The 12,617-nt window shown below is 65.1% G+C and carries 14 protein-coding genes and 1 other RNA gene; 3 read left to right on the top strand and 12 right to left on the bottom strand.

What is annotated here, in order from left to right; all coding sequences use genetic code 11:
* Positions 1–342, bottom strand: a 342-nt coding sequence (locus VF649_RS07295) for a TPM domain-containing protein (RefSeq protein ID WP_331011297.1), incomplete at its 3' end; no start/stop codon positions are given.
* A gap of 5 nt (positions 343–347) precedes the next feature.
* Positions 348–953 (bottom strand): LemA family protein, encoded by a 606-nt coding sequence (locus VF649_RS07290; protein ID WP_331011296.1) that lies wholly within the window; start codon positions 951–953, stop codon positions 348–350.
* 115 nt (positions 954–1,068) lie between these two features.
* On the opposite strand from VF649_RS07290, the gene mscL reads away from it, so the two are divergent.
* The 3 genes from mscL to VF649_RS07275 all read left to right on the top strand — a co-directional run bounded on the left by mscL (position 1,069) and on the right by VF649_RS07275 (position 2,680).
* On the top strand, positions 1,069–1,515 hold the full coding sequence (gene mscL, locus VF649_RS07285; protein WP_331011295.1) for a large conductance mechanosensitive channel protein MscL: 447 nt from the start codon (positions 1,069–1,071) through the stop codon (positions 1,513–1,515).
* A gap of 4 nt (positions 1,516–1,519) precedes the next feature.
* Positions 1,520–1,880: a transfer-messenger RNA gene (ssrA, locus tag VF649_RS07280) on the top strand.
* Between the two features lie 71 nt (positions 1,881–1,951).
* On the top strand, positions 1,952–2,680 hold the full coding sequence (locus tag VF649_RS07275) for a GNAT family N-acetyltransferase (protein ID WP_331011294.1): 729 nt from the start codon (positions 1,952–1,954) through the stop codon (positions 2,678–2,680).
* A gap of 210 nt (positions 2,681–2,890) precedes the next feature.
* On the opposite strand, the gene pnp is transcribed toward VF649_RS07275, so the two are convergent.
* From pnp to VF649_RS07225, 10 genes are all read right to left on the bottom strand, one after another.
* Positions 2,891–5,224: a polyribonucleotide nucleotidyltransferase gene (pnp, locus tag VF649_RS07270; RefSeq protein ID WP_331011293.1), complete on the bottom strand. Its 2,334-nt coding sequence runs from the start codon at positions 5,222–5,224 to the stop codon at positions 2,891–2,893.
* 227 nt (positions 5,225–5,451) lie between these two features.
* Positions 5,452–5,721: a 30S ribosomal protein S15 gene (gene rpsO, locus VF649_RS07265; RefSeq protein ID WP_331011292.1), complete on the bottom strand. Its 270-nt coding sequence runs from the start codon at positions 5,719–5,721 to the stop codon at positions 5,452–5,454.
* The gene (gene truB / locus VF649_RS07260; RefSeq protein ID WP_331011291.1) at positions 5,718–6,650 is read right to left on the bottom strand and encodes a tRNA pseudouridine(55) synthase TruB; all 933 of its coding nucleotides are present in this window, start codon (positions 6,648–6,650) and stop codon (positions 5,718–5,720) included. The genes rpsO and truB overlap by 4 nt, the downstream gene beginning before the upstream one ends.
* On the bottom strand, positions 6,635–7,183 hold the full coding sequence (locus VF649_RS07255) for a GNAT family protein (protein ID WP_331011290.1): 549 nt from the start codon (positions 7,181–7,183) through the stop codon (positions 6,635–6,637). The genes truB and VF649_RS07255 overlap by 16 nt, the downstream gene beginning before the upstream one ends.
* A complete protein-coding gene (locus tag VF649_RS07250) occupies positions 7,173–7,754 on the bottom strand; it encodes a thymidine kinase (RefSeq protein WP_331011289.1) in 582 nt (193 codons plus the stop codon). The genes VF649_RS07255 and VF649_RS07250 overlap by 11 nt, the downstream gene beginning before the upstream one ends.
* Positions 7,754–8,152, bottom strand: coding sequence for a type II toxin-antitoxin system VapC family toxin (locus VF649_RS07245; protein WP_331011288.1), 399 nt, complete (start codon positions 8,150–8,152; stop codon positions 7,754–7,756). The genes VF649_RS07250 and VF649_RS07245 overlap by 1 nt, the downstream gene beginning before the upstream one ends.
* Positions 8,149–8,415: an AbrB/MazE/SpoVT family DNA-binding domain-containing protein gene (locus tag VF649_RS07240; protein ID WP_331011287.1), complete on the bottom strand. Its 267-nt coding sequence runs from the start codon at positions 8,413–8,415 to the stop codon at positions 8,149–8,151. The genes VF649_RS07245 and VF649_RS07240 overlap by 4 nt, the downstream gene beginning before the upstream one ends.
* Positions 8,416–8,446: 31 nt before the next feature.
* On the bottom strand, positions 8,447–8,839 hold the full coding sequence (rbfA, locus tag VF649_RS07235) for a 30S ribosome-binding factor RbfA (RefSeq protein ID WP_331011286.1): 393 nt from the start codon (positions 8,837–8,839) through the stop codon (positions 8,447–8,449).
* Positions 8,840–9,078: 239 nt separating this feature from the next.
* A complete protein-coding gene (gene infB / locus VF649_RS07230) occupies positions 9,079–11,856 on the bottom strand; it encodes a translation initiation factor IF-2 (RefSeq protein WP_331011285.1) in 2,778 nt (925 codons plus the stop codon).
* 7 nt (positions 11,857–11,863) lie between these two features.
* Positions 11,864–12,610: a DUF448 domain-containing protein gene (locus tag VF649_RS07225; protein WP_414713645.1), complete on the bottom strand. Its 747-nt coding sequence runs from the start codon at positions 12,608–12,610 to the stop codon at positions 11,864–11,866.
* Positions 12,611–12,617 lie beyond the last annotated feature (7 nt).

The raw sequence follows: 12,617 nt of genomic DNA, 5'->3' as shown, positions 1-12,617 counted from the left end.
GGGGGTAAGGCCGTAGCCGACCTCGATCCGGACCTTGCGCGCGTTCGGCGCGACGATCAGGATGGCGCCATCGTCCGCATTCTTCCGCCCGACGCCCCAATGGCGACCGAGGCGGTAGCCATAATCCTCGATCGTATAGCCTTGCAGGTCGGGGATGGTGGCGACCACCAGCTGACGCCCGGTATCCCTTTGCAGCGCCGCCAGTTTGCCGACCAGCTCCGCTTCGGTCGCGGGCGGCAGCACGTTCGCCTGATCCACGACATAGTCGGTGAAGGCGGGAAAGGTCTGCGTCGCCGCGGGGGCGGCGACCAGCAGGCACAGCAGCATGGCTGCGCGACGCATCCGGCTCAGCCTGCCTTCGGATCGAACGTGATGGTGGGGGCGGTCTGCGCGCCGGGCGTCGTGGCCTCGAACGGCGGCATCGGCTTCGCCCCGTAGAAGATCTTGGCCCCGATCGCGTCGGGAAAGGTGCGGATGCGGGTATTATAGGCCTGGACCGCTTCGTTATAATCGCGGCGCGCGATGCCGATCCGGTTCTCGGTTCCTTCCAGCGTCGCCTGCAGCGCGAGGAAGTTGGTGTTGGATTTGAGGTCTGGATAGTTTTCCGTGACGGACATCAGCCGACCGAGGGCGGCGGACAACTCCCCCTGCGCCTGCCCGAATTTTTCCAGAGAACGGGGATCGTCGACCGACACGCGGATGGCGGTGGCGCTGGCGCGCGCCTGGGTGACCTGTGTCAGGACATCCTGTTCCTGGCGGGCATAGCCCTTCACCGTCGCCACCAGATTGGGGATCAGATCGGCGCGGCGCTGATATTCGTTCTGGACGTCGGCCCAGCGCGCCTTGGCGGTTTCCTCCGCGGTCGGCACGCTGTTCACGCCGCACGCCGACAGCGCGATCGCGGCCAGCGGCGCCAGCAGGGCGGCACGGATGCGGGTTGACGGATGCGGCATGACTGTTCCCCCTGACCGGACCGGCATTTTCTAACGATGCCCGATCGGCGCCGCAATCACCGCTTGATCGTCCGGATCGCGGATGGGATCATATCCGCGATCAAGGAGACCCTGCATGCTATCGCAGTTCAAGACGTTCATCAGTCGCGGCAACGTCATCGACCTGGCAGTCGCGGTCGTCATAGGCGCTGCGTTCGGGCGGATCGTGACGTCGCTGACCGACGATATCATCATGCCGGTGATCGGGCGCATCTTCGGCGGGCTGGATTTCAGCAGCTATTATCTGCGGTTGGGTCCGGTGCCGGCGGGCTATACCGGGTCCCTGTCCGATTATGCCGCGTTGAAGAAGGCGGGCGCGCCCTTGCTGGGCTATGGCCAGTTCGTGACGGTGGCGGTCAATTTCCTGCTGGTAGCGTTCGTGATCTTCCTGATCGTCCGCGCGGTCAATCGCGCCATGCCCAAGCCGCCGGAACAGCCGGCGGTGCCGGTCGAGCCGATTGACGTCATCCTGCTGCGCGAGATCCGCGACGAATTGCGCGCGCGGGGGAGCTCCGCCGTTTGATCGCGCGGTTGCGGAGCCGTGCGCGCCACTCTATATCCCCGGTCGCCGGGTTCGCCCGGCTATGGTGATAAATGATGTCGTGACATAGACGCAGCGGACCCGGGGGCAGTACCCGGCGGCTCCACCATCATCGGCGCGCCCGACCCTAGACGGGGTCGCGCCGATCCTGACGGGGCCGAACTAGGATCGACGTGTGTTGAAAGACGATATTTTTACCCGGCCTGATTGAGCCGTAAAACCGATCAAAACCACAAGTGCTAACGACAACGAGGCACTCGCGATTGCTGCGTAACTAAGTCTTAACGGACGAGGTTAACCAGACAAAAGCGCGGTTCGGGCCGCACCGGGCAACAGAAGCGGACACCGGCGGTACGGGGAGCACCGAGCAACAGAAGCTCCCCACTTTCTTCGTGGTACGATCACGGATGTGCGCCGCATGGCGCCGACACGGGAGATTGGCATGTCTGCCGGGTCCGGATCGCTGTCGATTGCCGTCCTTGATCGCCCTGTTTGGAACGCGTTGACCGGTCGGCAGGCACATCTTGCCCACGGCGATGAAACGGGCCTGCGCTTTGCCCCCGAATATGGCCCCTTCGCTGCCCCACCCGATCCCGCCGGCGATATGCGTGCGCTCGCCCGTTTGGCGGGCAACGCCGAAATCTGGGTGGTCGAAAAGGACCGGATCGTCATTCCTGTCGGTCTGACGCTCGTCCGAAGCGCCGAATGCGTCCAGATGGTGGCCCCCGCGATTGCCGACGACGGGCACGATCATGCCTTTTGCGAACTGGGCAATGAAGATGCTGCGGAGATGTTCGCTCTGGCCGCGCTGACACAGCCTGGCCCCTTCTCGACAAGAACCCATGATCTTGGCCGCTTTATCGGCATCCGCAGGAACGGGGTTTTAGCCGCAATGGCGGGCGAAAGGATGAAGCCGGGTGCTTTTACGGAGCTCAGCGGCGTTTGCACGCATCCAGATTATCGTGGGCGAGGCTATGCCCGGTATCTGATGCGGCTCGTTGCCTTGAGAATGATGGAGCGCGGGGAAGTGCCATTCCTGCACTGCTATGCGACGAACACTGGAGCGATCGCTCTTTATCGAAGCCTTGGCTTCGAAATCCACCAGACCATGAAGGCGATGGTGTTGACGCCCGCCCGGAGGAATTGAGCAGGGCAGCATTTCCCTGTTCCGCACTACATGCGGTTCGAGAAAGCATATCATGCCCACAAACCGATGGTTTGCGGCGAGTGGTCAGGATCAAGATTCGGCTGTTGCCGGCCGGAAGTCCGGTTGTCGTCCAGAGACCTGATGGCGGCATGGGTGCATGAAAAAGGGGGCCTTTCGGCCCCCTTTCCCACGTCATGCCATCGACGCGGATCAGTCTTCGCGGGTCAGGAACGCCGGCGCGAAGGTGCTGTCTTCGTTGGAGCCTTCGTTGCGGGCCGGGCGGTCGCCGTCGTTGCGGTCGCGGCGCGGGCCACGGTCGCCGCCTTCGCGGCGCGGGCCGCGATCGCCGCGCTCGCCGCCACCGCCGCCGTCACGGCGCGGGCCGCGGTCGGGGCGGGGGCCGCGATCCGGGCGTTCCCCGGCTTCGCGCGGCGGGCGGGTGTCCTCCAGTTCGGCACCGGTTTCCTGATCGACGACGCGCATCGACAGGCGGACCTTGCCGCGCTGGTCGATTTCCAGCACCTTGACCTTAACCTCCTGCCCTTCGGACAGGACGTCGGAGACCTTGGCGACGCGCTCGTTCTTGATCTCGGACACATGGACGAGACCGTCCTTGCCACCCATGAAGTTCACGAATGCGCCGAAATCGACGAGATTGACGACCTTGCCGTCATAGATCTTGCCGATCTCCGCTTCGAGCGTGATGCCTTCGATCCACTTGCGCGCGGCCGCGATCTTCTCCGGATCGGACGACGCGATCTTGATCGTGCCGTCGTCTTCGATGTCGACCTTGGCGCCGGTGGTGGCCACGATCTCACGGATCACCTTGCCGCCGGTGCCGATGATCTCACGGATCTTGTCCTTGGGCACCTGCATCGTTTCTATGCGCGGCGCGTGCGCGGACAGTTCGGTGCGGGTGGTGTCGAGCGCCTTCGCCATTTCGCCGAGAATGTGGGCGCGGCCTTCATTCGCCTGCGCGAGCGCGACCTTCATGATCTCCTCCGTGATGCCGGCGATCTTGATGTCCATCTGCAGGCTGGTGATGCCTTCGGACGTGCCGGCGACCTTGAAGTCCATGTCGCCGAGATGATCCTCGTCCCCGAGAATGTCGGAGATGACCGCAAAATCCTTGCCTTCGAGGATCAGGCCCATCGCGATGCCGGACACCGGACGCTTCAGCGGAACGCCCGCGTCCATCATCGCCAGCGAACCGCCGCAGACCGTCGCCATCGAGGAGGAGCCGTTGCTCTCCGTGATGTCGGACAGGACGCGGATCGTGTAGGGGAACTCCTCCTTCGATGGCAGCACCGGGTTGAGCGCGCGCCACGCCAGCTTGCCATGGCCGATCTCGCGACGGCCCGGCGCGCCGAAGCGGCCGACTTCACCGACCGAATAGGGCGGGAAGTTGTAGTGGAGCATGAAGCGTTCGTAGTGCAGCCCGTTCAGGCCGTCGATCATCTGTTCCGCGTCGGCGGTGCCGAGCGTGGTGGTGACGATCGACTGGGTTTCGCCGCGCGTGAACAGCGCCGAACCATGCGCCCGCGGCAGGAAATGGACCATCGATTCGATCGGGCGCACCGTCTTCGTGTCGCGACCGTCGATCCGGCGGCCTTCCTTCAGGATCGCGGTGCGGACGATGTCGCCTTCCAGCTTCTTCGCCAGCTTGCCCGCCTTCAGCCGGGTGGCGGCGTCGGCATCCTTGAAATGTTCGTGCATCGCCTTTTTCGCGTCCGCAATGGCGGCGACGCGGTCGGCCTTGCCGGTGAGCTTGTAGGCGGAGACGAGGCCGTTCCCGATCAGCTTCTTGACCTGCTTCTTCAGATCGCCGCCATCGTCGAGCGCAGGCAGTTCCCAAGGCTCCTTCGCAGCCTTTTCCGCCAGATCGATGATCGCGTCGATCACCTGGCGGCTCGCCTTGTGCGCGAACATCACCGCGCCGAGCATGATGTCTTCCGACAGCTCCTTCGCTTCGGATTCGACCATCATCACGGCGTCGTGCGTGCCCGCGACGATCAGGTCGAGGTCGCTGTCCTTGATCGCCTCGTTCGACGGGTTCAGCAGAAACTCGCCGTCCTTGTAACCGACGCGTGCGCCGCCGATCGGACCCATGAACGGAACGCCGGAGATGGTGAGCGCGGCCGATGCGGCGATCATCGCCAGAATGTCGGGCTCATTTTCGCCATCATAGCTGAGAACCTGGCAGATCACGTTGATTTCGTTGTAGAAACCTTCGGGAAACAGCGGGCGGATCGGGCGATCGATCAGGCGGCTGGTCAGCGTTTCCTTTTCGGTGGCGCCGCGTTCGCGCTTGAAGAAGCCGCCGGGGATGCGGCCGGCAGCGCTGTATTTTTCCTGATAGTGGACGGTGAGCGGAAAGAAGTCCTGCCCGTCCTTGACCGACTTGGCCGCCGTGACGGCGCACAAGACGACCGTTTCGCCGAGCGTCGCGAGCACCGCGCCGTCAGCCTGGCGGGCGACGCGGCCCGTTTCCAGGGTCAGCGTCTGGCCGCCCCACTGGATTTCGCTCTTCTGGATATCGAACATCATGTTTCCTTGTCTCCGACGCGCCCAATGCGGTCGGGGCCTCTTGGTGCGGGCTAGCCGGCCCGCGGCGGTGCGAGGTGCCTGGGCACCCCTTTCGACAAATGGCCGGATTGCCGCTTGCCGTATCGCGTTTGGACCCCGGCCTTGAGGCAGGATCCGGATCGGTCATCGAACCGAGCGCGCCGGAGCGCGGATATGAAAAAGGCGCCTTTCGGCGCCTTTTCCCGTTACTTGCGGAGGCCGAGCTTGCCGATCAGATCGGTATAACGCTGAGCGTCCTTCTTCTTCAGATAGTCGAGCAGGCTGCGACGGTTGTTGACCATCATCAGCAGGCCACGGCGGGAATGATTGTCCTTGGCGTGGCCCTTGAAATGTTCGGTCAGGTTGACAATCCGCTCGGTCAGGATTGCAATCTGAACCTCTGGGCTACCCGTGTCGCCTTCGCCGCGAGCATGTTCGGCGATGAGGGCAGTCTTGCGTTCGGCAGTGATCGTCATGTGTCATCCTCGACATCCGGAACATTGAAGCCCCGCACGACCCGGATGTCCGCCCCGTCGGATTCGACCAGCGCCACGGGGGTGCCGGCGTCAACCGCGAGATGCAGGCCGGGTGATACGGCGATCCCGATCAGCTTGCGCCCCTGGCGGAGCGCCCCTGCCTGATCGGGGGTGACGGGAAAGGCCGGGATGTCGTCCAGCCCCGCCGTCAACGGCAGAAGTGCAATATGCACAGCCCGTTCCTGTCCCATATCGGCCAGTTTGTCCAGCGATATCGCCGCGTCGAGCGTGAACGGCCCCGCCCTGGTCCGGCGCAGCATGGTGACATGGCCGACGGTGCCGAGCGCCGCCGCGATGTCGCGAGCGAGGCTGCGGATATAGGTGCCCTTGGACACGCGCGCGGTGAGGGTGACGGCGTCGCGCGGACCGTCCGACAAGGACGCGGACCCGACGATGGCGAGATGATGGATGGTGACGGCGCGGGTTTCGATCACGAACGTCTCGCCGGCGCGGGCGCGGGCATAGGCGCGTTCGCCGTCGATCTTGATCGCGCTATAGGCGGGCGGCACCTGCGTGATCGGGCCGGTGAACTGCGGCAGGACGGCGTGCAGATCGGAGAGCGTCGGGCGAATGGCAGAGGTGGCGACGATCTGCCCCTCCAGATCGATGGTATCGGTGGCGGCGCCGAACGCGATCGTGAAGTCATAGACCTTGTCGGCATCCAGCATGCGACCGGCCAGCTTGGTCGCTTCGCCAAGCGCGATCGGCAGGACCCCGGTGGCGAGCGGATCCAGCGTGCCGCCATGGCCGACCTTGACCTTTGGATAGCCGCCGCTGCGGAGCGCGCGCTTGACCGCGGAGACGACCTGCGTCGAGCCGAGGCCGAGCGGCTTGTCGATGACGAGCCAGCCGTTCACGGGCGCGGCCATTCATCGGCCAGGATGGCGTAAACGGCGGTGTCGCGGACATGCCCGGTCCAGGTGATACGCTGTTTCCGCAGCACGCCTTCACGGACGGCGCCCAGTTTTTCGACCGCCGCAATCGAGCGGGTGTTGCGGACATCGATGCGAAACTCGACCCGGTTGAACCCGGCCGCAAAGGCGCGGCCGATCAGCGCGTCCTTGATCGGGCGGTTGAGCCCGGTGCCGCGCGCGGCCGGCGTGAGATAGGTGCCGCCGATTTCGATCACATGATTGGCGGCATCAATGTTGAGATAGCCGGACATGCCGACCATGGTACCATCCGCGAACAGCGCGAACGGGCGGCGACCGGGATCGGCGCGCAGGGCGGCGAAACTGGCGTCGAACCGGTCCGGCGCATAGGAGGACGGGAAGATCGCCCATACCGGATCATCGGCGGGACAAAGCGCCCGCAAGGCGTCCCGGTGTCGGTCATCCAGCTGTTCGAGGTGGAGAGCGCCGTGATCGACGGGGATGAGCAGCAGATCATGATCAATCGGCACGATGATGTTCCATGAAATGCCGGCGGCACAGGGCGATATAGCGGTCATTACCGCCAATTTCGGTCTGGGCGCCGTCGCGGACCGCCGCGCCCACGCTATCGACGCGCAGGTTCATCGTCGCCTTGCGTCCGCAGGCGCAGATCGCCTTGATCTCGACCAGCGCGTCGGCGAGGGCGAGCAGTTGCGCGCTGCCTTCGAACAGGGCCCCGCGAAAGTCGGTGCGGAGGCCATAGGCGAGGACGGGGATGCCCGTCCGGTCGCAGATCCGGGTAAGATCCAGCACCTGGGCCTGCGTCAGGAACTGCGCCTCGTCGACCAGCACGCAGGCGAGCGGGGTGACGGCGTGGCGTTCCGCGACCGCGGCGCGGATGTCGGTGGTGCGATCGAACGGCGTCGCGGGGGCGCTGAGCCCGATCCGCGAGGTGATCATGCCGGTCTGGTAGCGATCGTCGACCGCAGCGGTGAACAGCATCGTTTCCAACCCGCGTTCGCGGTAGTTGAAACTGGATTGCAGCAGCACCGTCGATTTGCCGGCGTTCATCGATGCATAGTAGAAATAGAGCTTTGCCATTACGAGACGATCAGGGTTTCGACCGGAAGCGGAGTTTCGGAGCCTGCGGCCTGTTCCAATTTGCGATCGAACGTCACGAAGGCAGGCAGGTTACGTACTGCAACCAGATGGATCATGTCGGCGAAGTCGGCGCCCTTGCGAAGACGAGCGGCGGCCCAGCGCACCAGGAGAGCGTCTTCGACATGCAGCCCTTCGAGTTCGGTCAATATCACCATGGCGTTCGCAATGCGGATGCGATCCCAGCGATAGGCGCTGCGCAAAACCCATTCGACTTCGATCGCGACGGTGAGAGAGACGTATAATGTGGCATTGCGCATGGCCGCACGCGCAAGCGCTGCCTGTTGCTCATCATCCTCCGTAATGATCCGAAGAACGACGTTGGTATCGGCAGCTTTCACTCCCGGCCTTTTTCGGCGAACATAGCGTCGACCGCGACATTCATGTCTTCGATGCTGACGGGAGGTCCGTTATGTTTGGGCACCAGCCGACGAAATGTCTCATAGTCGATTTTGGGACGATCCGCTTCTACGGAGCGCAGCAGCACCATGTCGCCGGTCACGATCACATCCAGCTTGTGGCCGGATGTCCAATGAAGACGGTCCCGCACGTCTTTCGGAATGACGATCTGCCCCTTGGCCGATACTGTGGTTTCAGCGTTCATCCCGGTAAGATACGTCTTACCGTCCGCAGCGTCAATCTTCGGCCAGATCGCGGGCGATGCGGGGGTCGCGAAGGAGGCGGTCGATGTGGGTGCCTTCGTCGAAGCTCTCGTCCGGCAGGAATTTCAGCTTCGCAGCGAAGCGCGACTGGACACGGCGCGCGACTTCGCTCTGCAGATAGGCGGTGTTGGTACGCAGCGCCTTCAGGATCGCGGCCTCGTCCGCGTCGCCCAACGTCTTCACGAAGGCTGTCGCATGGCGCAGATCCGGAGACATCCGGACCTCGGTGATCGAAATGCTGTGCCTGGTCAGCAGATCGTCATGCACGTCCCCGCGCATCAGCACATCGGACAGGGCATGGCGCACCTGTTCGCCCACGCGCAGGACGCGGACCGACCGGCCTTCCGGAGTTTCGTTGGCGCGCATGGGTGGCTCCGTTCAGTCGTGCCGCCGAGGCGGCATCAGCAGGGTCATCAGGATCATAAGACCGCTGAACAGCAGGTGGAAGGGGGCGAAGGCGATTCGGGTGAGGAGAGTGGTGGGGTCAGGTTTCATGCGAAATCGCCTTGCCACGGGAGTGGGCTGGCCTCACCCCCCCCACCGCTCAAGGAGGCGGTGGGTCCCTCCCTCTCCCCGGGGGGAGAGGGGAAGGAAGAAGGAGAGGGTTATAGCGTGCGTTCGCGTTCCTCGACCTCGAAGGTTTCGACGATGTCGCCGGGCTTGATGTCGGTCGAGCCCTCGATCGTGATACCGCATTCCAGGCCCGCGCGGACTTCGGGAACATCGTCCTTGAAGCGGCGGAGCGAGGCGATCGCACCATTGTAGATGATGACATCGTCGCGGAGGATACGGGCACGCAGTTTCTGGCGAATATAGCCTTCGACCACGAGCAGACCCGCGGCCTTGCCATGCTTGCCGGCCGAGAACACCTCCCGGATTTCGGCGCGGCCGACGACATGCTCCAGATATTCCGGCCCAAGCTGCCCCGCCATCGCGGCGCGGATCTCGTCCAGCAGATCATAGATCACATCATAATATTTCAACGCCACGCCGTCACGGGTCGCAAGCTCCCGTGCCTTGGAATTGGCACGGACGTTGAAACCGATGATCGGCGCGCGCGACGCGGCCGCCAGCGACACGTCGCTCTCGGTGATGCCGCCCACGCCCGAATGCAGGATGCGGACCTGGATGAGATCGGTCGAGATCTTGTTGAGCGACCCGACGATCGCCTCGACCGAGCCCTGTGCATCCGCCTTGACCACCAGCGGGAACTGCTGCGCCTGCTTTTCGCGCAACGCAGAGAACATCGTTTCCAGGTTGGCGGGCGCCGAGGTGGTCCGCTTCTGCTGGATGACGCTGGCACGGTAATCGGCGACCTCGCGCGCGCGGGCCTCGTTTTCCACCACCGACAGCGGATCGCCCGCCGACGGCACGCCGGTGAGGCCGAGCACCTGGACCGGGGTGGAGGGAAGCGCGAGCTTCACATTCTTGCCCGTATCATCGATCATCGCGCGGACCTTGCCGCTTTCGGCGCCGACCACGAAGATGTCGCCGACGCGGAGCGTGCCGCGACCGACCAGGATGGTCGCCACCGCGCCGCGACCCTTGTCGAGCGTCGCTTCGACCACGGTGCCTTCGGCCGGACGATCCGGGTTGGCGCGCAGTTCGAGCAGATCGGCCTGCAGCTCGATCTTATCGATCAGCTCATCCAGGCCGGTCTTCTTGGTCGCGGAAACCTCCACATCCTGAACGTCGCCGCCCATGTCCTCGACCTGCACGTCATATTGCAGCAGGGCTTCGCGGATCTTCTGGGCGTTGCTGCCCGGCTTATCCATCTTGTTGATCGCGACGATCATCGGAACGCCGGCGGCCTTCACATGGCTGATCGCCTCGATCGTCTGCGGACGCATGCCGTCATCGCCAGCGACCACCAGCACGACGATGTCCGTGATGTTGGCACCGCGGGCGCGCATGTCGCTGAACGCTTCATGGCCCGGCGTATCGAGGAAGGTGATCTTGTTCCCGGACTTCACCTTCACCTGATAGGCGCCGATATGCTGGGTGATGCCACCCGCCTCGCCCGAAGCGACATTGGCACCGCGCAACGCATCGAGCAGCGACGTCTTGCCATGATCGACATGGCCCATGATCGTGACGACCGGGGGACGCGTGACCTGGGTTTCGTCGGCGTCGATCTCCTCATGGCTGGTGAGATCGATATCGCTGTCGGACACGCGGTTGATGTTGTGACCGAATTCGGTGACCAGCAGTTCGGCGGTGTCCTGATCGATCGTCTGCGTGATCGTGACGGGCATCCCCATCTTGAACAGCGCCTTCACCAGATCGGCCCCGCGTTCCGCCATGCGGTTCGCCAGTTCCTGGACGGTGATCGCCTCCGGCACGTTGACGTCGCGAACCTGCTTGACCTGCGGGCCGCTGTTGCCCGAACCCTTGGCCTTTTCACGGCTGCGCTTGAGCGCGGCGAGCGAGCGGGTGCGGGCGCTGGCGCCGTCATCGAGCGCACGCGTGACGGTGAGCTTGCCGGACTGGCGACGCTCATCGGCGTTCTTTTCGCGCGACACCGGCTTGGGGGCCGGACGCGGCGCGGAGGGGACGGGCGTGAAGCGGCGTGGCGGCGGGAAACGGCCATCCGCGCCGGCTTCGGCCGGAGCAGCGTCCGCCGACGCGGGCGACGCGGGTACGGCCGGCGTAACAGCGGCGGGGGTAGGAGCCTCCGGCGCGGGCTGATCCCCGGTCAGGCGATTCTGTTCCGCGCGACGCTTCTCTTCCTCCAGCGCTTCGGCACGAAGGCGATCCTCGCGGCGGCGTGCTTCCTCCAGCGCGGCCATGCGGGCCTCTTCGGCCTCCCGCAGCAGCTTGGCCTGGCGTTCCTGACGGCTCAGCAGGTCGTTGCCCGGGTTGCGCGCAGGTGCGGCCTGGCGCGTGGGTGCACGCACCGGGGCTGGCGCCCGGCGCGGTGGTGCGGCCACCGGCTTCGGTGCGGCGGCAGCGACCGGTTCGGGCGTCGGTTCGGGCACGGGCGCCGGTGCGGGTTCGGCGACCGGCGGCGGGGTCGGCACCGGTTTCGCCACCGGCGTGAAGGCGCGCGGCGGCGGGAAGGCCGTGGCGGCCGACGACTGGACCGGGGCCGGATCCGCCACGGGCGTCGGGGCCGGCGGCACCGCGGCGGGTGCTTCCGCCACGGGTGCGGGCGTCGGAGCAGGCGCCGGCGTGGGTGCCGCGACCGGCTCGGGTGCAGCCTGTTCGACCACAGGCGCTTCCGCCTCGCCGGGCTTCCGGAACACGCGGGCCTTCTTGACCTCGACCACGACGGTGTTCGAACGGCCATGGCTGAAGCTCTGCTTCACCTTGCCCGTCTCGACCGTGCGGCGAACCCCCAGAGGCGCGCGCATGCCAAGCTTCGGCTTTTCGTTGTCGCTCATATGGTCGTCAGAACCCTTCAGTATTCAGCGGCGAGGGACCTTGCGAAACGATGTCGCAAGGCTCGGTCGCCCAGTCTCGTCCGATAAAGTCGCGCCAGCGACCCAGCGCCTGCGTGACTCGCGCGGCGGCAGCCGGCGTTATCAGCGCAATATGTACCACATTTTCGCGGCCCAGCGCCATCGACAATATGGCCCTGTCCAGCGGGATTACCAGCCCGCGCAGATCGCTGCCCTCCACACCGCGCCCGACGCGCAGCGCCTGATCGAGCTTGCGATTGCCATCCACGCCCGCATCCGCGGCGTGGATCAGCAACGCGACCAGACCCTTACGGGCGCTTTCCGCGATCTTGTCCGATCCGGTGAGCAGCGTGCCGGAGCGTGCTTCCAGCCCCAGCCGGTCGAGCGCGTCGCGTTGCAAGGCCGCCGCGGTCCGAGCGGGAAGATCAGCGGGGATCGTCAGCGCCTGCGTCTTGAACGCGCGGTAGAGCGCGCCCTTCAGCCGACCCTTGGCGAGCGCGATTTCCAAAGTAGCCTGATCGACACCGATCCAGGCACCACGGCCCGGCGCCCGCGCCCGCACGTCGGGCGCGATCTGCCCATCAGGGCCAAGCGCGAGCCGGATCAGGCTGTCCTTCGGGCGACGATCGCCGGACAGGATGCAGCGCCGTTCCGGATCGTGTCGGTTGGCCTTGGTGTCTTCCTCGGGCTCGCACGTTGACACGCCGCCGTCGGACTCTCCGTCCCCACCGGCCACGGTCTCG

The organism is Sphingomonas sp. (assembly GCF_036387535.1).
Classification (GTDB): Bacteria; Pseudomonadota; Alphaproteobacteria; order Sphingomonadales; family Sphingomonadaceae; genus Sphingomonas_R.
The sequence above is the reverse complement of the archived record's forward strand: the minus strand, read 5'-3'. Positions and strand labels throughout refer to the sequence as shown.